Source organism: Streptomyces sp. NPDC021115 (assembly GCF_044333065.1).
In the GTDB taxonomy this organism is placed as follows: Bacteria; Actinomycetota; Actinomycetes; order Streptomycetales; family Streptomycetaceae; genus Streptomyces.
On sequence record NZ_JBIRQF010000002.1, the window covers coordinates 978490 to 998030 of the forward strand.

Sequence of the window (19541 nt, forward strand, 5' to 3'; positions counted from 1 at the left end):
GTTCACTCCTCGCCGCGGGCCGCGCCCAGCAGCTCCGTCCAGTCCGGGATCTTCACCCGCGTACGCCCCAGCGCCTCCCCGAGCGTCGCCTCCGCCGCCTCGATCCGCAGCCAGCCGGTCCACTCGACCGGCTCCACACCCGCCGCGCGCAGCGCCGCGAGGGGGTCCTCCGCCACTGGCCGCGCCGCCAGGACGTCGGCGTCGGCGAGCAGCGAGGCGACCGTCTCCTTGGCGCACGGCCGGTTGGTGCCGATCACCCCGGTCGGGCCGCGCTTGATCCACCCCGCCACGTACTCGCCGGGCGCGGGCACCCCGTCGCGCAGCACCCGGCCCGCCGCGTTCGGCACGGTGCCGCGCCCCTCGTCGAACGGCAGCCCCGGCAGCGGTACGCCCCGGTAGCCCACCGACCGCAGCACCAACTGCGCCTCGATGTCTTCGAACACGCCCGTGCCCGCCACCCCGCCCCGCCCGTCCGGCGCGGTCCGCTCGAACCGTACGGCGCGCACCGCGCCCTCGCCGAGCAGCGCCGCTGGCCGCAGGAAGAACCGCAGATGGATGCGGCGCGGACGGCCCATCGGCGCACGCCGCGCCCAGTCGCGCAGCACCTCGACATTGCGCCGGTTGGCCGCGGGCAGCCCCGACGGGTCGCCGTACGCCGGGTCCAGCGCCAGCTCCTCGGGCGCGACGAGCACATCGGCGCCGGTCAGCGAGCCCAGCTCGCGCAGCTCCTTGGTGGTGAACTTCGCCTGCGACGGGCCGCGGCGCCCCACCACATGCACATCGGCGACCCGGCTGTCGGCGAGCGCGCCCAGCGCGAGATGGGGGACGTCGGTGGGCCGCAGCTCTTCCGCACCGCGGGCCAGGATGCGCGCCACGTCCAGCGCGACATTGCCGACCCCGACGACCACGGCGGAGCGCGCGCCGAGCGCGAAGGCGTCGCCGGGGGCGTCCGGATGGGCGCTGTACCAGGAGACGAACTCGGTGGCCGAGAAGCTGCCGGGCAGCTCCTCGCCCGGCACGCCGAGCCGTCGGTCGGTCGCCGCGCCCACGCAGTAGACCACCGCGTGGTAGAGCCCGAGCAGCCGGTGCGGCACCAGCGGCGGGGGGCCCACGTGCACATTGCCCAGGAAGCTGACCCGAGGGTGCTCCAGGACCGCGCGCAGGGTGTTCTGGAGCGACTTGATCTTTTCGTGGTCGGGGGCGACGCCGTATCGCACGAGCCCGTACGGGCAGGGCAGCCGGTCCAGCACATGCACCGACACCTCGGGTAGGGCCTGCTGCTGGACGAGCGCCTGGGCAGCGTAAACGCCGCTCGGCCCGGATCCCACGACGGCGACGCGAAGCACGGAGGAGCTCCTTCCGCAGGCTGTCTCCAGCATCGCACCCGGCGGGCGGCGGCGTACGGCACCACGCGCCGGGCGCCGGGGGACGCAAGCCGCATGCGAGCCCCGCTCAGGCGTGCCGCCGAGGGGCGTCGCTCACGCCAGCTTCCGCATCCGGTGGATCTCGCTGCTCTGCTGGGCGATCACATCGGTGGCCATCTCCTCCACCCGCACGTTGTTGCCCCGGGCGAGCACATCCGTGGCCATGGAGACCGCGCCCCGGTGGTGGGCGATCATCAGCTTGAGGAAGAGCGCGTCGAAGGCGGCGCCCTTGGCGGCGCGCAGCGCCTTCAGCTGTTCGGCCGTGGCCATGCCGGGCATGTCCGCCGTCCCGGTCCCGCCGCCCTGCCCGCCGTGGTGGTGCTCGCCGGTCGCCGGGCCGCCGGTGGTCTGCTGCCAGCCCCGCATCGCTTCGATCTCCGGCTCCTGTGCCGCCGCGATGCGCTCGGCGATCCGTCTCACCTTGGCCGATCTCGCGCGGTCGGGGGTGAGGGCGGTCATGACCAGGGCCTGCCGGTGGTGCTCGATCATCATGCCGATGTAAGCGCGGTCGGCGGCGTTGGGGGAGTCGTCGTCGCCCGCCTTCGCCGCCTCCTCGGCGGACAGCTTCTTCGCGGCCTCGCCCGGCTTCCCCGGGGCGATCACCGAGGGCTTTCCGTCCTGCGGCCCCTTCCCGGTGTCCGCCCGCTCACCGTCCCCCTCGCAGCCGGTGAGGGCGAGCGCCGCGGCGGCGGTGACCGCCACGAGCGTGAGCGATGCGGAGTGGAGCCTCGTACGCCGGTGCAACACCGTTGCCTCCTGGGCCTGTTGAGTTATGTCCGACGAGGATGGTGCCATCTGTTGTGGTGTACATGGGAGGCGCGATACTGCCCACGTCCACGACCCGCTCAACTCCGAGCGGCACAAGGGACCTAAGGGAGGACGCAGTGAAGCCGTGGGAAAGATCCCCGCAGCGGCGCGGATACCTCGGTGCGGCCGTCGCCGCCTTCGGCCTGGTGGCCTCGTTGCTGGCGGCGGGCCCCGCGGCCGCGACACCGGACCCCGGTGACGCGCCGCACAGCGAGCGGGTGACGAAGGATCAGGCATCCGACACCAGGGCCGCCATCGAGAACGGCGACATCCCCGGGGTGGACGAGATCGTTCACAGCGACAACGTCAGTCACCTCACCAACATCCCCAAGCAGGACCTCAAGGGAACCAATTCGGACCTGGCATTCCAGGGCCGGTACGCCTTCGCCGGCAACTACGACGGCTTCGTCATCTACGACGTCAGCCGCCCCGCGCGCCCGAAGATCGTCAGCCAGGTGCTCTGCCCCGGTGCGCAGAACGACGTCTCCGTCTCGGGGAACCTGCTCTTCCTCTCCACCGACTCCTCGCGCAGCGACAACTCCTGCAACAGCACCACGCAGCCCGCCACCGAGAAGTCCTCGTGGGAGGGCATGAAGGTCTTCGACATCAGCGACAAGAGCAACCCGCGGTACGTCGCCGCCGTCGAGACCTCGTGCGGTTCGCACACCCACACCCTGGCGCCCGACCGCAGGAACGTGTACGTGTACGTCTCCTCGTACGCGCCCAGCGAGACCTTCCCGGACTGCAAGCCCCCGCACGACGGCATCTCCGTCATCAAGGTGCCCCGCGACGCGCCCGAGAAGGCCGCGGTCGTCGACTTCCCCGTCCTCTTCCCGGACGGCGGCAACCCCGGCGCCCCGGCCAACCCGGGCGTCAGCCAGACCACCGGCTGCCATGACCTGACCACGTTCCCCGAGCTGAAGCTGGCGGCGGGCGCGTGCATGGGCGACGGCATCCTCCTGGACATCGCGAATCCCGCGAAGCCACGGGTCATCGACCGGGTCGAGGACAACGTCAACTTCGCCTTCTGGCACTCGGCGACCTTCAACGAGCGCGGCAACAAGGTCGTGTTCACCGATGAGCTGGGCGGCGGCACTGCCGCGACCTGCAACGAGGCGACCGGCCCGACGCGCGGCGCCGACGGCATCTACGACATCGTCGGCAAGGGCAACAAGCGGAAGTTGGTGTTCCGTAGCTACTACAAGATCCCGCGCCACCAGGCCGACACCGAGAACTGCGTCGCCCACAACGGCTCGCTGATCCCGGCCAAGGGCCGTGACATCATGGTCCAGGCGTGGTATCAGGGCGGCGTATCCGTCTGGGACTTCACCGACTCCGACCGCCCCAAGGAGATCGGCTACTTCGAACGCGGCCCGATCTCGGCCGACCAGCTGGTCACTGGCGGCTCCTGGTCCGCGTACTACTACAACGGCTACATCTACTCGAACGACATCACCAAGGGCTTCGACGTCCTGAAGATCGACGACCGGCGCACCGACAGCGCTCGGTCGGTGCGGCTGCGCGAGCTGAACGTACAGACGCAGCCGGACTACCGCTGACGGTCCCCGCCGGGCGACTCCCCGCCCGGCGGGACACCAAGCTCCCAGTCCAGCCCATAGCGCTGGAACAGCTCCGCCCGCAGCCGCTCCGGCTCCATCGGCGCCCCCGGCAGCAGCACCGCGACCACCGCGCCCATCAGCAGCGCGCGCAGCAGCCGGTAGTCGGCCTCGGGGTCCCGGGAGCCGTAGCGGGTCACCGTCTCGCGCAGCAGCGCGGCCAGCAACTGCTGCTCCGGGCACTGGATGAACCCCTCGGCGGTGAGGATCCCCGCCATGTGCGTACGCATCAGCCGCGGATGCTCCCGGGCGAGGCCCAGGATCGCGTCGATCGCGCGCGCCAGCAGCTCCCGCCCCGCGCCCTCGCCCTCCGGACGCGGCTCGCGCTCCAGCGCCCTGGCCAGCTCCGTGTGCATCAGCCGGTGCACGGCGGTCTGGAGCAGCTGCCGCTTGCCCGGGAAGTAGTACGAGACCAGGCCGCGGGCCGCCCCGGCCCGGTCGGCGATATCGGCGAGCGTGGTCGCCTCGTAGCCGCGCTCGTCGACCAGTTCCACCGTCGCCTGTAACAGACGGGCCTGGGACCGGCGGCGCAACTCCTCATTGACCGACGGGCTGCGGGGGGACATGCTGTACTCCTGCGTTGGCTGGCTGCAAGCCAACATACTCAGGCGGCAGGATGCTGTCCGTCGATCGCTGAGGATGGCTTGTTACCTCCGCCGGTTCGGGCGACGCGGGGGATCGTCCGAACCGGCGGTGTCCTTTCCGTACGGACGTCAGCTCGCCGGAGCGACGGGCCGGCGGCTGGCAGGATGGGCCCATGACGACGCATCAGCCCCGCACCCGTGTACGGGTGGCCTGCCCGCTCGTGCGAACCCCGGTGAGATGGCGGTGACGTCGACGGCCGCGTTCCGGACACGCTTGCGTGACGGCGGCGAGTGGGAGCCCGTCGCGGAAGGCGAGTCGGCGGCCGGTGTCTTCCGGTCCGCCGACCGGTCGCGCTACGCGAAGTGCGTCCCGGCGGGCCACGTGGCCTCCCTGGAGGCGGAGCGGGACCGTACCGACTGGCTCCGCACGCAGGGCGTGCCCGGACCGCGCGTCCTCGACTGGCGCGTCGACGCCGCCGGTGCCGCCCGGGAGACCTGGGCCGACGACCGGCGGTCGGCCGAGGCGGACGAGACCTTCGCCCGCCGCTACGGCACCGTCCTCGACCGTGACCGGGAGCGGTTCTATCTGCATCTCGACCCCCTCACCTGGGGCTGAGCCGGTGCCGATCAGCCGTCGCGCCCGGCCCCACCGGCCGCGATGACCTGGTGGGCGAGGGCCACCAGGTTCGGGATGGCCGGGTGGCCAAGACCCTCGCGCCACGCGAGGACGACGGGCACGGCAGGGGCGCCCACGAGCGGGCGGAAGACCAGCGACGGCAGCGCGTGATGGCTCGGGGTGGCCGACGTCGAGACTCCCACCGCGCGGCCCGCGGCGATGGCGATGAGCCATTCGTCGGTGTTGGTCACCTCGATGGTCGCGACGGGGCGGGCCGGTGGCGGCCACAGATCCATCGTCGTGTTGCCGGACACGGTGTTGAGGGCGATCGGATGGGTGGCCAGGTCCGCCAGGGTGATCCGGGGGAGCGCCGCCAGCGGGCTGTCAGCGGGCATGACCACCAACCGCTCCTCCCACGTCAGCAACTCCGTGCGGAGCCCGGCCGCGGTGACCTCGCCCCGCAGCAGCGCCGCGTCGACCTTCCCCTGGGTGAGGCCCGCCGTGCGGTCGTCGATGCGCAGCAGCTCCAGCGGAGTGCCGGGGTGGGTCTCGTCCCAGCGGCGCAGCAACGGGACGGTGTGGTCGCCGAGCGCCGCCCAGGGGTGGCCCAGCCGCAGTGGCCAGCTGCGCAGGCCCCGGGGGTCGAGAGCGGTGTCGACGGCGGACAGGGCGGCGAGGGCCTTGTCGCGGAACATCCGGCCCTCCGCGGTCAGCTCCAGATGGTGCGTGGAGCGGTCGACGAGGCGGGCGCCGAAGTGATCCTCGATCTGGCGCAGCGTCCGGGACAGCGCGGGCTGGCTCAGATGGAGACGGGCGGCGGCACGCGTGACGTTGCCCTCCTCGGCGATGGCGAGGAAGGCGCGCAGATGCCGCAGCTCGATGGTCATGTCCCAGAAGCATAACCACAGGCAACCGCGCATTTCACACGGCATGGGCCGGGTTCTTAGCGTGGTGGTCATGACATCCTCGGCGCGCGGCTCCTCCGCGTCTTCCGCTCCAGCGTCTTCCACGGCCGCGTCTTCCGCTTCCGCGTCGACCACCGCCCCCGTAATCCTGCGCCACGCCCCCGGCCGCGGCACGCTCGGCGGCGTCGGCCTCGTACTGGCCGGGTCGGTGTCCGTGCAGTTCGGGTCGGCCGTCGCCGCGCTGCTGTTCCCCCGGGCCGGGGCGCTCGGCACGGTCGCGCTGCGGATCACGATCGCCGCGGTGCTGCTGCTGGTCATCACCCGGCCCCGGCTGCGCGGTTACACCCGCGCCGACTGGGCGGTGGGCAGCGGGTTCGGCCTGGCGCTCGGCGGGATGAACATCCTCTTCTACCAGGCCATCGACCGCATTCCCCTCGGAGTGACGGTCACCATCGAAGTGCTCGGCCCGTTGCTGCTGTCGGTCGTCGCCTCACGCCGCGCCGCCAGCCTGCTGTGGGCCGGGCTCGCCCTGGCCGGGGTCTATCTGCTGGGCCGGGGCGGCTTCGACCAGCTCAACGCCTCGGGCGTGGCCTTCGCGCTCAGCGCCGGGGTGATGTGGGCGGCGTACATCGTCCTCAACGCCCGCGCGGGCGCCCGCTTCCCGCGGCTGGACGGTCTGGCGATCGCGATGTCCGTCGCCGCGCTGATCAGCCTGCCGCTGGGCATCGGGGCATCGGGCAGCGCCCTGCTGGAACCGGAGTCGCTCGGCCTGGGCCTGGCGATCGCGGTGATGAGCTCCGGCCTGCCCTACACCCTCGAACTGCTCGCCCTGCGACGCCTGCCGGCGGCGACCTTCGCGGTCCTGACGAGCCTGGCCCCGGCCCTCGCCGCTGCGGCGGGCTATCTGGTGCTGGACCAGGGCATGTCGCTGACCCAGTGCGCCGCGATCGCGATGGTCGTCGCGGCGAGTGCGGGCGCGGTCCGCATGGGCACCCGCACCCGCTGACCCGCGCCGGCGGGCCGGGGCGAGGCCGTCGCTCAGCCGACGTGGACGTGCGGCCGGCGGGCCCGGTCGGGTTCGGCCTCGCGGAGCACTTCCCGGGTGACGGGCGCGACCTCGCCCTGGCCGAACAGGAAGAAGCGCAGGAACTGGGCGAACGGGCTGCCCTCGGTCCACTCGAAGTAGATGTGCGGGCTGCACTTGGTCACGTCCCGTACGTGCAGCAGCAGCGCGGCCAGGGAGTTGGGGATGCTGGAGCCGTCGAGGGTCAGGACGCGGTAGCGGCCGTGCAGCACCTCGCCCCGTACCCGTACCGCGCTCTCGAAGTCGGACGGGTCGCGGACGGTGACCTCGACGAAGATCAGGTCCTCTTCGGTGGGGATGTCGTTGTCGGCCCGGATCTGCTGGGTCTTGTCGCGGTACTCGGCCGCGTCCCGGTGGTCCGGCTCGTTGGCGATGAACCGTATGCGGCGGGTGGCGGCGTCGCGGACGAAGCGTTCGGCCATGTCGTCCAGGTCCATGTCGGTGACGCGCAGCTCGAAGGCGCGGGCGAGCCGGGACAGCAGCGATACGGCGATGATGCCCGCGATGAAGCAGGCGCCGATCTTCACGCCGTCGGGGCGTTCCGCGACGTTGACGGCCGTGGTGTAGAGGAAGACCACGGAGATCACGCCGAAGCCGACGGTCCAGCCGCGCTGCCCGGCGCGGCGGGCGGCGATGGTGACCGCGACGGCGGCGGAGGTCATCAGGACCAGCACCCCGGTGGCGTACGCGCCGCCCTGGGCGTCCACGTCGGCGTCGAAGATCCAGGTGACCAGGAAGGCGATCAGGGTGAAGACCAGCACCATGGGGCGCACCGCGCGGGCCCAGTGCGGCGCCATGCCGTAGCGGGGCAGATAGCGGGGCATGAGGTTGAGCAGTCCGGCCATGGCCGAGGCCCCGGCGAACCACAGGATGCCGATGGTCGCGGCGTCGTAGACGCTGCCGAAGACCGAGCCCAGGTAGTCGTGGGCGAGATAGGCCAGGGCGCGGCCGTTGGCCTTGCCGCCCGGCTCGAACTCGTTCTGCGGGATCAGCAGGGTGGTGATGAAGCTGGAGGTGATCAGGAAGACGCTCATGATCACGGCGGCGGTGGTGAGCAGCTTCTTGGTGCCCCGGATCCGCCCGGCCGGCCGCTCCTCGGTGTCGCCGGGGCCGCCGTCCACATGGGGCATGACGGCCACACCGGTCTCGAAGCCGGACAGGCCGAGCGCGAGCTTGGGGAACACCACCAGCGCCAGACCGACCATGATCAGCGGATTGCTGTGCTGCGCGGTCAGCGCCTGCGACCAGTCGGTGACCACATGGGACGCGGTGGCCACATGCCACAGCCCGACGATCACCACGACCGCGTTGAGCGCCAGGTAGCCGCCCACGAGCACCACCGCCACGCCGATGGCCTCCATGAAGCCCTTGAGGAAGACCGCTCCCAGCAGGGCGACCAGGCCCATCGTGATGGCCACCTCATGGCCGTGGAGCACGTTGGTGAAGTGCGGGTTCTCCACCAGGTGGGTCGTGGCGTCGGCGGCCGAGAGGGTGATGGTGATCAGGAAGTCGGTGGCCGCGAACCCCAGCAGCGTCAGGACGAACAGCTTGCCCTGCCAGAACGACAGCAACCGCTCCAGCATCGCGATCGACCCCTCGCCGTGCGGGCTCTCCTCGGCCACCCGCCGGTACACCGGCAGCGCCCCGGCCAGCGTCACGGCCACCAGGACGAGGGTCGCGATGGGGGACAGCAACCCGGCGGCGAGGGCGGCGATGCCGGGCTGGTAGCCGAGCGTGGAGAAGTAGTCCACGCCGGTGAGGCACATCACCCGCCACCACCGCTGCCCCCGGTGCCCCTCGGGGACCTGGGCGTGCGGCCCTGGCTGCTGCTTGGCCATGTCGGACAGCCCCTCCAGCAGCCAGCTGCGGAGACGGCCCCCCTTCTGGGCCGCCTCCGGGCGGGACTCCACGTCGGTGGAGGTGGCCATCGCGTACTCCTGATCACATAGCGCTCGACGAACGGGCCGTTCGGGAACAAACGGCCGAATCAGGGTAAGCATGACCCGCGCCGGACTCCACAGCGGGACGGGGGAGGGGGCCGGGGCGCCGCGGCCCCCTCCCGTGGCGTCAGGACGCGGGCAGCTCCCCGCGCACCGTACGGGCCGCGGCCACCAGGTGCTCCAGCGAGGCGCGGGTCTCCGGCCAGCCACGGGTCTTCAGCCCGCAGTCCGGGTTGACCCACAGCCGCTCGGCGGGGATCGCCTTCAGCCCGGTGCGCAGCAGCTCGGCCGCCTCCTGTGGGCTCGGTACGCGCGGGGAGTGGATGTCGTACACGCCGGGCCCGGCCTCGCGCGGATAGCCGTGCGCGGCCAGCTCCCGGGCCACCTGCATATGGGAGCGGGCGGCCTCCAGGCTGATGACGTCCGCGTCGAGGTCGTCGATGGCCCGCACGATGTCGCCGAACTCGGCGTAGCACATGTGGGTGTGGATCTGGGTGGCCGGGCGGACGCCCGCCGTGGACAGCCGGAACGACTCCGTCGCCCACGCCAGGTACGCCGCCCGGTCGGCGGCCCGCAGCGGCAGCGTCTCGCGCAGCGCGGGCTCGTCGACCTGGATGACCGAGGTCCCGGCGGCCTCCAGATCCGCCACCTCGTCGCGCAGGGCGAGGGCGACCTGGCGCGCGGTGTCCCCGAGCGGCTGGTCGTCGCGGACGAAGGACCAGGCCAGCATGGTGACGGGACCGGTGAGCATGCCCTTGACCGGCCGGTCGGTGAGGGACTGGGCGTACGTCGTCCAGCGCACCGTCATCGGTTCGGGGCGCGAGACGTCACCGGCCAGGATCGGCGGGCGGACGTAGCGGGTGCCGTAGGACTGCACCCAGCCGTGCTGGGTGGCGAGGTAGCCGCTGAGCTGTTCGGCGAAGTACTGCACCATGTCGTTGCGCTCGGCCTCGCCGTGCACCAGGACGTCCAGACCGGCCTTCTCCTGGAAGGCGATCACCTCCTGGATCTCGGCCTTGACGCGCTCCTCGTACCCGGCCGTGTCGATCCGCCCGGTACGCAGGCCGGCGCGGGCGGCACGCAGCTCGCCGGTCTGCGGGAAGGAGCCGATGGTGGTGGTCGGCAGCAGCGGCAGGCCCAGGTGGGCGCGCTGCGCCCCGGCCCGTTCGGCGTAGGGCCGGGAGCGGCGGGCGTCGGCCCCGGTGACCGCGCCGGTGCGGGCGCGGACGGCCGGGTCGCGGGTGAGGGCGGAGTTCGCACGGGAGGCGAGGGCGGCCCGGTTGGCGGCGAGTTCCGCGGTGATCGCGCCGGTGCCCTGGGCCAGGCCCTTGGCGAGGGTGACGATCTCGGTGGTCTTCTGCTCGGCGAAGGCCAGCCAGCGCAGGATCTGCGGATCGATGTCCCGCTCGGCCGCCGCGTCGAGCGGGACGTGGAGCAGGGAGCAGGAGGCCGAGACGTCGACCCGGTCGGCGAGCCCGAGCAGGGTGCCGAGGGTGGACAGGGACTTCCCCAGGTCGTTGACCCAGACGTTGCGGCCGTTGACCACACCGGCGACCAGCCGCTTGCCGGGCAGCCCGCCGACGGCGGCGAGCGCGTCCAGCTGGGTGGCGGCGGCCTCGGTGAAGTCCAGGGCAAGCCCCTCGACCGGCGCCTTGGCCAGCACCGGCAGGGCGTCGCCGAGCCGGTCGAAGTACGAGGCGATCAGCAGCTTGGGCCGGTCGGTGAGGGCGCCGAGGTCGCGGTAGGCGCGGGCGGCGGTGTTCAGCTCGGCCGGGGTGCGGTCCTGGACGAGGGCGGGCTCGTCCAGCTGCACCCACTCCGCCCCGGCCGCGCGCAGGTCGGCCAGGACCTCGGCGTACACCGGCAGCAGCCGGTCGAGCAGCGTCAGCGGCTCGAAGTCGGCGGCCACCCCGGGCGCGGGCTTGGCGAGCAGCAGATAGGTGACCGGGCCGACCAGGACCGGCCGGGCGGTGAGCCCGAGGGCCCGCGCCTCCCTGAGCTCGCCGACCTGCTTGGCGGAGTCGGCGGTGAAGACGGTGTCCGGGCCCAGCTCCGGGACCAGGTAGTGGTAGTTGGTGTCGAACCACTTGGTCATCTCCAGCGGCGCGATGTCCTGCGTCCCGCGCGCCATCGCGAAGTATCCGTCGAGCGGATCGGCGGCGACGGCGGCCCGGTGGCGCCCGGGGATCGCGCCGACCATCACGGTGGTGTCCAGGACGTGGTCGTACGCCGAGAAGTCACCCGTGGGGACCTCGTCGACACCGGCCCCGGCCAGCTGCTGCCAGTTGGACCGGCGCAGGTCGGCGGCGGTGGCACGGAGGGCGTCGGCGGTGACGCGGCCCTTCCAGTAGCCCTCGATCGCCTTCTTCAGTTCCCGGTCCGGGCCCTGGCGGGGGTAGCCGTACACGGTGGCCCGTGCTGCCGCGGCTGCGGGCTTGTCGGTCACGGAGATCTCCTTCGCGAGATGAATCCCTGAGATCCCGGCAACGGGACGAGAGCGCGAAGGGTGACGAACCCGGCGGTACGGTCTCGCGCGGCACAGCGCGGTCGTCCGTTTCGGGTATGTACGCCGACCCGCCCTCGAGGTCACCGGGATGTCCGCGTACGAGTCGTCCGCACGCGGGCAGGTGGCAGGTCTTCGGACTCACGGGCGCGTCCTCCGAAGAAGAGGACACCTAGTGGCCGTCGCTTCCCAGACCCGTTTCCCCGGGTCCAGTGCGTATGACGGCGGTCGTTCCCGTTCACCGCTGCGGGGCAGTCCCGGATTCCCACCGGGTTCCCTCTTGCGACGCCTCCCGCCTGGCGGACGGGGCGAACCAGCTGCACCGGCAAGACTACGGCGCCGTCCGGCGGTGTGCCGAGCCCCGGCCCGGCATTCGGATGGTGAGTTGGGACACCCGGTGGTCAGTCCCAGCGGTCGGGGTCGGCGGCCTTCCAGTCGGCCGCCCAGGACGCGGGCGCCTCGGCGAGCAACTGCCCGGGCGCAAGCCACTCGTACAGCTCCTCGTAGGACCTGTGCGTGACGGGGTCGGTACGCCGCCGCAGCATGTGCGGGCGCAGCTGCGCGGGTTCGGTGACCCCCATGGACGCCATGATCTGGAGCGCGCTCGCCACCGTCGCCTCTTGCAGACGCCGCACCCGGGGCGTCTTGTCGCCGACGTCGAGGGCGCGGGCCCGCCGGGGGTCCTGGGTGGTGACGCCGGTGGGGCAGGTGTTGGTGTGGCACCGCTGGGCCTGGATACAGCCCACGGCGAACATCATGGCCCGCGCCGCGTTGCCGTAATCCGCGCCCTGCACCATGCGTTTGACCAGGTCGGTACCGGTGGCTATCTTGCCGCTCGCGCCGACCTTGACCCGGTCCCGCAGCCCCGCGCCGACCAGCGCGTTGTGCACGGTGAGCAGCCCCTCGGTGAGCGGCGCGCCGAGGTGGTCGGCGAACTCCAGTGGCGCGGCCCCGGTGCCGCCCTCGGCCCCGTCCACCACGATGAAATCGGGGGCCGTGCCCTCCTCCCGCATGGCCTTGCACACGGCGAGGAACTGCCGCCGCGAGCCCACACAGAGCTTGAAGCCGGACGGTTTGCCGCCGGACAGCTCCCTCATCCGGGCCAGGAAGCGGACCAGTTCGCGCGGCGTGGAGAACACCCGGTGGTACGGGGGCGAGATGACCGTACGCCCCTCCGGCACCTCCCGCACCCGCGCGATCTCGGCGTTGACCTTGGCTCCCGGCAGGACCCCGCCGATGCCCGGCTTGGCGCCCTGCGAGAGCTTGAGCGACACGCACTTCACCTGGTCGTACGCGGCCTTGTCGGCGAACTCAACCGGATCGAAGCCGCCGTCCCGGGTGCGGCAGCCGAAGTATCCGGTGCCGATCTCCCAGACCAGGTCGCCGCCCGGCCGCAGGTGGTACTCCGACAGCCCGCCCTCACCGGTGTCGTGGGCGAAACCCCTGGCCGCCGCACCCCCGTTGAGGGCGAGGATCGCGTTCGCCGAGAGCGAGCCGAAGCTCATCGCCGACACGTTCAGCAGCGCCATGTCGTACGGGCGGCCGCAGTCGGGCCCGCCGACGCGCACCCTCGGCACCGTTTCCGGCACCGGGCACGGAGCCATCGACGGCACCAGGAACTCGTACCCGGGCTGGTACACATCCCGCTCGGTGCCGAACGGCTCCTCGGCGTCGGTGCCCTTCGCCCGCTCGTAGACGATGCTGCGGACGTCCCGGTCGAAGGGCCGCCCGTCGAAGTTGCGCTCGATGAAGTACTGCTGGAGCTCGGGCCGGATCGCCTCCAGCAGGAAGCGGGCGTGGCCCAGGACGGGATAGTTGCGCAGCACCGAGTGGCGGCGTTGCAGCAGGTCCCGGGTCCCCAGCAGCCCCAGCAGGGCGAGCGGTACGGCGGCCACCAGGGCGAGATCCCCACCGCGGCCACGCCCGACGCCAGGGCGGCGGCCACCATCAGGACGACGATTCCGACGCGTGTCATCCTCCGCAGGTTGCCCGGTGTCCGTCCGCCATGCCCGGCCGCGCGGTCAAGAGATCTTCAAGGCCCCGCCACGCTGCCTGGTCTTCCTAGACTCGGCCCATGGACACAACCGACCTCACCGCGCTCGCCCGCGACCTCGCCCCCGCCGGAGCGCTCCGCGCCTCCGTCAACCTCGGTAACCCCGTCCTCGCCCAGGGCACCCCGGACGCGCCGCGCGGGGTCACCGTCGAGCTGGCCGGGGAGCTGGCCCGGCGCCTCGGCCTGTCCGTGGAGTTCCGCTGCTTCGACGCGGCCCGCAAGTCGTACGAGGCCATGGCCACCGGCCGCGCCGACCTGTGCTTCCTCGCCGTCGAACCGGCCCGTGAGGCGGAGATCGCGTTCACCGCCCCGTACGTGCACATCGAGGGGACGTACGCCGTCCCGGCCGGGTCCGCGCTGCGGACACCGGACGACGTGGACCGTCCTGGCGTCCGCATCGGGGTGAAGCAGGGCTCCGCCTACGACCTGTACCTGACGCGCACCCTGCGCCACGCCACCGTGGTCCGGGGCCCGGAGGGGGTCGACGTCTTCCACGCCGAGGGACTGGAGGCCGCGGCGGGAATCCGGCAGCCACTCACCGCACACGTCGCCGAACACCCCGAACTGCGCCTGGTCGAGCCCGCGTTCATGACCATCCGGCAGGCCGTCGGGACGACGAGGACACGACGTCCGGAGACCGTGCGGTTCCTGAGCGAGACGGTGGCGCACCTGACGGCGTCCGGGTTCGTCGCCCGGGCGCTGAGCCGGTCCGGGCAGGATCCGGAGCTGGCCGCACCCGTGCGGGGGAGCGGGGATGCGGCCACGACGCCCCCGGCCTGACGGCGACGGGGGCGTCGTGGCACCGACCGGGTGAACGCGTCAGCGCTTGGTGGCGGTGCTGAACAGCCGGCGCGACCAGGTGTAGCCGACCACGGTGATGCCGACGCACCAGGCGAGCGAGATCCAGCCGCTGTCGCCGATCTCCGAGCCGGTGAGCAGGCCGCGCAGCGTCTCGGTCATCGGGGTGAACGGCTGGTTCTCGGCGAACCAGCGCAGGCCCGGGGCCATCGAATCGGCGGGTACGAAGGCCGAGCCGAGGAACGGCAGGAACTGGATCAGCAGCGGCTTGTTGCTCGCGGACTCGACCGTCTTGGAGAGCAGGCCGAGCGCCGCCGACAGCCAGGCCACCGCGAACGCGATGGCCGCGATCAGCCCGGCCGCCGCCAGCCACTCCAGGGGGTTCGCGTCCGGACGGAAGCCGAGCGCGAGCGCCACGCCCACCACCAGGACCAGGCTCACCACCGTCGTGATGACGCTGCCGATCACATGGCCCGTCATGAACGACGAGCGGGTGATGTTCATGGTCCGGAAGCGGTTGATGATGCCCTCGGTCATGTCCTGGCAGACCGCGATCGAGGTCGACATGGCTCCGGAGGCCACGCCCATGATGATGACACCGGGCGTCAGATACTCCAGGTACGCGTCCCGGCCGCCGCCGCCCGGGAGACCGACGCCGATCGAGTCCCCGAAGGCGTACACGAACAGCAGCAGCATCAGGACGGGCATCATGGCCGGGCCCAGGGACACGGCGGGATAGCGCAGCGCGTGCTTCAGGTTGCGCCGCAGCATCGTCTTCGAGTCGTGCACGGCGTACGCGAGGGTGCTCATCGCAGGGTCTCCTTGACGTGAAGCGGGGCGCTGGTGGCGGTGCTGCCGTCGCCGGTCAGGGCGAGGAACACGTCGTCGAGGTCGGGGGTGTGCACGGAGAAGTCGGCGGCGCGGACATCGGCCGCGTCGAGCCGGTCGAACAGGGCGCGCAGCGCGTCGAGGCCGCCGTCGCCCGCCACGCGCAGGGCGAGGTTCTCGTCGTCCCGGGTCGCACCGGCGAAGGCGGTGGCCGCGCGCTCGTACTCGGCCGGGTCGGTGAACCGCAGCCGTACGTGGCTCCCGGGGATCTGCGCCTTCAGCTCGTCGGCCGTGCCCTCGGCGACGATCCGGCCGCCGTCGAGCACGGCGATCCGGTCGGCCAGCTGGTCGGCCTCCTCCAGGTACTGGGTGGTGAGGAAGACGGTGGTGCCGCCCTCGACCAGCGAGCGCACCGTGTCCCACATGGTGCGTCGGCTGCGCGGATCGAGCCCGGTCGTCGGCTCGTCCAGGAAGATCACCTGGGGGTCGCCGACCAGCGTCATGGCGAGGTCGAGCCTGCGCCGCATGCCGCCGGAGAACGTCGCGGCCCGGTTGCCCGCGACGTCCGCGATGTCGAACCGCTCCAGCAGTTCCTTGGTGCGGGACCGCCCTTCGCGCTTGCCGAGGCGCAGCAGGTCGGCCATGAGGAGCAGGTTCTCCTCGGCGGTGAGCAGATCGTCGAGCGCGGCGAACTGCCCGGTGACCCCGATCGCGGCGCGCACCCCGTCCGGCGACGTGGCGATGTCGTGGCCCGCGACCTGGGCCTGCCCGCCGTCGGCGGTGATGAGCGTGGAGAGGATCTGCACGGTGGTGGTCTTGCCCGCGCCGTTGGGCCCGAGCAGGGCGAACACCGTCCCGGCCGGGATGCGCAGATCGATGCCGTCGAGCACGGTCTTGTCGCCGTACGACTTGCGCAGACCGAGGGTGGAGACGGCGGCGAGCGACTGCCGTCGATTGGATGTGGGCATGACAGATGAAGGCATGGAGCCCTCCCGCTAGAAGGCTGAAGAAGGTGGTGGGAAGGGGGTGAGGTGGCGATGCGGGGCTCAGTGCCGGGCGCGGCGCACGTCGATGTTGCCCCAGCGGGTCCGGGCCCGGATCTTGACGGTGCCCTCGGCCTCCTCGGGGGGTTCGGAGTCGGCCAGCCCGTTGCGCACCTGCCCGCGCTCGGAGCTGACGTCGAGCCAGGCGGCGGTGCCCTCGCGGACGCCGACCTCGATGGCGCCGAAGCCGTTCTCCAACTGGACGGTTCCGGAGGCGACTTCGGCGACGCGCAGGGTGCCGTGGGCGACGGTGGCGGTGACCGAGCTCTCGGCGCGCTCGATGTCGATGTCCCCGTGGGCGGCGTTCACCCGCAGCTCGCCGGTCACGGCGGCGACGGACGTGGCGCCGTGCGAGTTCTTCAGGACGGCCGTACCGTCGACGGTGCCGACGCGCAGCCTGCCGGAGCTGGTGGAGATCTCGGCCGTGCCCTCGATCCGGCCGACGGTGAGCGAGCCGTGGGAGACGGCCAGTTGGAGCGGCCCGGTCGCGTCGAGACGGATGTCGCCTCCCGAGGTCTTGACCCGGACTTGGCCGAGTCGGCCCTCGCCGAGCATGTTGATCCAGGAGCCGGTGACGTCGACGCGCGAGCCCGTGGGCACGTCGACCGCCACATCGACGGTGCCGGAGGGCCCGATGAGGCGGCGTTCCTTCGTCCTGACGGTCAGGACGCCGCCCGCGTACGTGACCTCGGTCTGCTCGGCGGCCCGCACGTCCTTGTCCCGCTCGGGACTGCCGGGCCGTACCTCGACGACGGTGTCGAGGCGGTCGCTTGCGGTGATCCGGAGGGAACCGGCGCCGACGTGGGCGTCGACAGAAATGGGTTCGGGAGTGTCGAAAGAAGGCATGGCTGTACCGTCCTCATGAGTCCTAGGGGCGTCCCCGCTGGTGGGACGTGGTGCGGGCGAAGTGCCGTGCTCTTGGTGCGTGGGCGGGCGCGGCTAGCGCACCCAGCCCGTGAAGCTCTGTCCGGTGCGGGTCTTCTCCGCCGTACGCGGCCGGGCGTCACCGTCGACCGCGGCTGACACGGCCCGCACCAGCCACGCGTTGACCGACAGGCCCTCGCGGCTCGCGGTCTCCTCGGCGCGTGCCTTGAGATGGGCGGGGAGGCGCAGATTGACGCGGGCGGTGCCACCCTCGTCACCCTCGGCGGGCGCCTGCGCCTTGAGCGGTTCGACGGGCGCGGCCGCCGCTTCCACGGTGCCGCCGTCGGCGGGCGGCATCGTCACCACGAAGTCGGGGTCGAGCCCCCGCAGCCGTACGTCGACCGAGCCGGGGGCGAGCTCGCGGGTGATCTCGTCCATCGCGGCGGAGAGCACGTTGAGCATGGTCAGCCGGGTCGCCGACTCCAGCGGGGCGGTCAGCCGCTCGGCCAGCTCGCGGGCATCGTCCCCGCCGGCCTCGGCGGCCACCGCGAGTTCACGGTGGAGGGTGTCGACATACGGGGTGAGGTCCATGACGTCATAGTGGCACCACTATGGCGCCATGTGCAAGCCTGAATGGCGTCATGTACGGGGCGGGTTTGTGGTGGGCCGTTCTGACCTGCGGAAACGTGAGTGAAGCCAGATTGAGCCACGCTGGCACCGGATGGTGCCAAGTGGTGCCACCGTCCGGTGTCATCCGTACCCGGCCACGGCGACCGGCCGGAGCGGTCTAGGCGCCCTGCCGGTCAGTCAATTCGGTTCCTGGGCGGTGAGAGCAATTTCCAGGGAAACCACCGCGGAAAAGCTCAGCGGTTTTCAGGCGCGCTATAGCCGAAGGTCATCACTCCCCGCGCCGTTGTCCTACCACCGGCGGAGGTGTCAATGTCGCGGCCGCTTCGGCGAGGGCTTCCCCGAATTCCTCCAGATCGGCGGACAGGGGGTTCTCGCGGGCCCAGACCGCCTCATAGGAGATCTCGACAGGCGCCCCGGACCGCACCAGGGGGCGGTAGCCGCGCCGGTCGCCGATGATCAGCGAGGTACGGGCGATGACCGCGTCCGGGTGCACGAGACGGACTCCGGTCTCGGCCGCGGCCTTCGCCGCGCCGTAGGGGGTGACGGGATCGGGTGACCGGGATTCGTCGTAGTGGACGTCGGCACCGGAGAACGCCGCGCGGCGGCCAACGCCAGCCGCACGGGCCCGTCGGCGGTCACTGTCGCGCCACGATAAGGGGTCCGCCACCGGTCGGCGGTGTCATCCGCCATGACCGACGAGGACGGGGAGCGCCGTCAGGCCGTGGACCAGGCGTCGGACGCCGGACCAGCTGGTCCGGGGGCACCGCCAGCCGGAGGTCCGGGTAGCGGAGCAGGACCTTCCGGAGGGCGACTTCCGCCTCGGCTCTCGCCAGCGGAGCGCCGACGCACCGGTGGATGCCGTGGCCGAAGCTGATGTGTCCGGTGGCGTCGTCCCGTCCGAGGTCGAGGTGGTCGGGATCGGCGAAGCGGGCGGGATCGCGGTTGGCGGCGCCGATGGCCACCTGCACCGGAGCGCCGGCGGGGATTTCGGTGCCGCCGAGGGTGACGGCCTCCGTGGTGTACCGGAACGTGGCCGTGCTGACGGGGGAGTCGTGGCGAAGCAGCTCGTCCAGCGCGCCCGGGACGAGATCCGGGTCGTGGCGCAACCGTTCCAGATCGGCGGGCTGTTGAAGGAGCGCGAGGAGCGCGTTGCCGATGAAGTTGGTGGTGGTCTCGTGCCCGGCGACGAGCAGGAGAACGGCGAGGGACACCAACTCCTCCTCGCCGAGCCGGTCTCCGCCGTCGCGCACCCGGATGAGGCGGTCCAGAAGGGCGTCGCCGGGCCGGTCGCGCTTCTCGGCGATGAGGTCCGTCATGTACCCGGCCATCGCGTGCGAGGCCGCGTCGATCCGGTCGGGTCGGCCCGCCGCGAACAGATCGGCGGACCAGCGTTTGACGTCCGGCCGGTCACCTTCGGGAACGCCCAGCAGCTCGCAGATCACGGTGACGGGAAGCGGCATGGCGAGGTCGGCGACGACGTCGGCCTCGCCCTGCGGAGGCCATGCGTCCAGCAGCGCATCGGCGACCTGTTCGATGAACGGACGCAATTCGGCGACGGCCCGCCTGGTGAACGCCGTGGTCACCAGCTTGCGCAGCCGGGTGTGCTGCGGAGGGTCGCTGGCCAGCATGTTCCGCGTCACGGCGGGGTGCAGTCGGCGCGTGGAGCCCTTGTCGGCGAAGAAGGCGGAAGTGTTCTTCGACAGGCGTGGATCGCCGAGCGCCTGCCTGGCTTCCGCGTATCCGGTGACGAGATAAGCGGTGTGCCCGGCGGAGCCACCGCGCACGGGCCGTACCGGGCACGTGGGGGGCTTCTGGCGGTCCTCTGCGGATTCCTGCACGGCGTCAG

14 protein-coding genes, 3 pseudogenes and 1 riboswitch are annotated in these 19541 nt (G+C 72.0%); of the genes and pseudogenes, 4 read left to right on the forward strand and 13 right to left on the reverse strand.

The window, feature by feature from the left end:
• Positions 1-2 precede the first annotated feature (2 nt).
• Both ACH4TL_RS10015 and ACH4TL_RS10020 read right to left on the reverse strand, forming a co-directional pair.
• Positions 3-1346 carry an FAD-dependent oxidoreductase gene (locus ACH4TL_RS10015; protein ID WP_398309135.1) on the reverse strand — a complete coding sequence of 448 codons (1344 nt, stop codon included), beginning with the start codon at positions 1344-1346 and terminating at the stop codon, positions 3-5.
• Positions 1347-1478: 132 nt separating this feature from the next.
• Positions 1479-2219 (reverse strand): DUF305 domain-containing protein, encoded by a 741-nt coding sequence (locus tag ACH4TL_RS10020; protein ID WP_398309132.1) that lies wholly within the window; start codon positions 2217-2219, stop codon positions 1479-1481.
• A gap of 89 nt (positions 2220-2308) precedes the next feature.
• Here ACH4TL_RS10020 and ACH4TL_RS10025 point away from each other — a divergent pair, with 89 nt between their 5' ends.
• Positions 2309-3790: an LVIVD repeat-containing protein gene (locus ACH4TL_RS10025; protein WP_398309129.1), complete on the forward strand. Its 1482-nt coding sequence runs from the start codon at positions 2309-2311 to the stop codon at positions 3788-3790.
• Here the strand turns inward: ACH4TL_RS10025 and ACH4TL_RS10030 are convergent.
• Complete coding sequence (locus ACH4TL_RS10030; protein WP_398309126.1) at positions 3781-4413, reverse strand: TetR/AcrR family transcriptional regulator; 633 nt, start codon at positions 4411-4413, stop codon at positions 3781-3783. The genes ACH4TL_RS10025 and ACH4TL_RS10030 overlap by 10 nt on opposite strands.
• A 256-nt stretch (positions 4414-4669) precedes the next feature.
• Between ACH4TL_RS10030 and ACH4TL_RS10035 the strand changes: the two are divergent.
• Positions 4670-4933, forward strand: a pseudogene (locus ACH4TL_RS10035) (APH(3'') family aminoglycoside O-phosphotransferase); the annotation flags it as partial.
• Positions 4934-5058: 125 nt separating this feature from the next.
• Here ACH4TL_RS10035 and ACH4TL_RS10040 read toward each other — a convergent pair.
• Complete coding sequence (locus ACH4TL_RS10040; RefSeq protein ID WP_398309123.1) at positions 5059-5934, reverse strand: LysR family transcriptional regulator; 876 nt, start codon at positions 5932-5934, stop codon at positions 5059-5061.
• A gap of 70 nt (positions 5935-6004) precedes the next feature.
• Between ACH4TL_RS10040 and ACH4TL_RS10045 the strand changes: the two genes are divergently transcribed.
• On the forward strand, positions 6005-6958 hold the full coding sequence (locus tag ACH4TL_RS10045; RefSeq protein WP_398309120.1) for an EamA family transporter: 954 nt from the start codon (positions 6005-6007) through the stop codon (positions 6956-6958).
• Between the two features lie 32 nt (positions 6959-6990).
• On the opposite strand, the gene ACH4TL_RS10050 is transcribed toward ACH4TL_RS10045, so the two are convergent.
• From ACH4TL_RS10050 to ACH4TL_RS10060, 3 genes and pseudogenes are all read right to left on the reverse strand, one after another.
• Positions 6991-8964 (reverse strand): APC family permease, encoded by a 1974-nt coding sequence (locus ACH4TL_RS10050; RefSeq protein ID WP_398309117.1) that lies wholly within the window; start codon positions 8962-8964, stop codon positions 6991-6993.
• A gap of 139 nt (positions 8965-9103) precedes the next feature.
• Positions 9104-11422 carry a 5-methyltetrahydropteroyltriglutamate--homocysteine S-methyltransferase gene (metE, locus tag ACH4TL_RS10055; RefSeq protein ID WP_398309114.1) on the reverse strand — a complete coding sequence of 773 codons (2319 nt, stop codon included), beginning with the start codon at positions 11420-11422 and terminating at the stop codon, positions 9104-9106.
• A 165-nt stretch (positions 11423-11587) separates the two neighbouring features.
• Positions 11588-11812, reverse strand: a riboswitch (cobalamin riboswitch).
• 68 nt (positions 11813-11880) lie between these two features.
• Positions 11881-13454, reverse strand: a pseudogene (locus ACH4TL_RS10060) (FMN-binding glutamate synthase family protein).
• Positions 13455-13553: 99 nt separating this feature from the next.
• Between ACH4TL_RS10060 and ACH4TL_RS10065 the strand changes: the two are divergent.
• The gene (locus ACH4TL_RS10065; RefSeq protein ID WP_398309111.1) at positions 13554-14312 is read left to right on the forward strand and encodes a transporter substrate-binding domain-containing protein; all 759 of its coding nucleotides are present in this window, start codon (positions 13554-13556) and stop codon (positions 14310-14312) included.
• A gap of 39 nt (positions 14313-14351) precedes the next feature.
• Here the strand turns inward: ACH4TL_RS10065 and ACH4TL_RS10070 are convergent, their stop codons facing one another.
• The 6 genes and pseudogenes from ACH4TL_RS10070 to ACH4TL_RS10095 all read right to left on the reverse strand — a co-directional run bounded on the left by ACH4TL_RS10070 (position 14352) and on the right by ACH4TL_RS10095 (position 19533).
• Positions 14352-15140 (reverse strand): ABC transporter permease, encoded by a 789-nt coding sequence (locus ACH4TL_RS10070; protein WP_398309108.1) that lies wholly within the window; start codon positions 15138-15140, stop codon positions 14352-14354.
• Positions 15137-16126, reverse strand: coding sequence for an ATP-binding cassette domain-containing protein (locus ACH4TL_RS10075; RefSeq protein WP_398309105.1), 990 nt, complete (start codon positions 16124-16126; stop codon positions 15137-15139). The genes ACH4TL_RS10070 and ACH4TL_RS10075 overlap by 4 nt, the downstream gene beginning before the upstream one ends.
• Before the next feature lie 78 nt (positions 16127-16204).
• Positions 16205-17047: a DUF4097 family beta strand repeat-containing protein gene (locus ACH4TL_RS10080; RefSeq protein ID WP_398309102.1), complete on the reverse strand. Its 843-nt coding sequence runs from the start codon at positions 17045-17047 to the stop codon at positions 16205-16207.
• Between the two features lie 93 nt (positions 17048-17140).
• Positions 17141-17656 carry a hypothetical protein gene (locus ACH4TL_RS10085; protein ID WP_398309099.1) on the reverse strand — a complete coding sequence of 172 codons (516 nt, stop codon included), beginning with the start codon at positions 17654-17656 and terminating at the stop codon, positions 17141-17143.
• Positions 17657-17963: 307 nt separating this feature from the next.
• Positions 17964-18362 (reverse strand): hypothetical protein, encoded by a 399-nt coding sequence (locus ACH4TL_RS10090; RefSeq protein ID WP_398309096.1) that lies wholly within the window; start codon positions 18360-18362, stop codon positions 17964-17966.
• Positions 18363-18374: 12 nt separating this feature from the next.
• Positions 18375-19533, reverse strand: a pseudogene (locus tag ACH4TL_RS10095) (cytochrome P450).
• Positions 19534-19541: the final 8 nt, after the last annotated feature.

Coding starts and splice junctions, on each gene's coding strand:
- ACH4TL_RS10020 (WP_398309132.1), bottom strand. CDS start 2,219: ATGGCACCATCCTCGTCGGACATAACTCAACAGGCCCAGGAGGCAACG.
- ACH4TL_RS10030 (WP_398309126.1), bottom strand. CDS start 4,413: ATGTCCCCCCGCAGCCCGTCGGTCAATGAGGAGTTGCGCCGCCGGTCC.
- ACH4TL_RS10040 (WP_398309123.1), bottom strand. CDS start 5,934: ATGACCATCGAGCTGCGGCATCTGCGCGCCTTCCTCGCCATCGCCGAG.
- ACH4TL_RS10045 (WP_398309120.1), top strand. CDS start 6,005: ATGACATCCTCGGCGCGCGGCTCCTCCGCGTCTTCCGCTCCAGCGTCT.
- ACH4TL_RS10050 (WP_398309117.1), bottom strand. CDS start 8,964: ATGGCCACCTCCACCGACGTGGAGTCCCGCCCGGAGGCGGCCCAGAAG.
- ACH4TL_RS10065 (WP_398309111.1), top strand. CDS start 13,554: ATGGACACAACCGACCTCACCGCGCTCGCCCGCGACCTCGCCCCCGCC.
- ACH4TL_RS10070 (WP_398309108.1), bottom strand. CDS start 15,140: ATGAGCACCCTCGCGTACGCCGTGCACGACTCGAAGACGATGCTGCGG.
- ACH4TL_RS10075 (WP_398309105.1), bottom strand. CDS start 16,126: ATGCCCACATCCAATCGACGGCAGTCGCTCGCCGCCGTCTCCACCCTC.
- ACH4TL_RS10080 (WP_398309102.1), bottom strand. CDS start 17,047: ATGCCTTCTTTCGACACTCCCGAACCCATTTCTGTCGACGCCCACGTC.
- ACH4TL_RS10085 (WP_398309099.1), bottom strand. CDS start 17,656: ATGGACCTCACCCCGTATGTCGACACCCTCCACCGTGAACTCGCGGTG.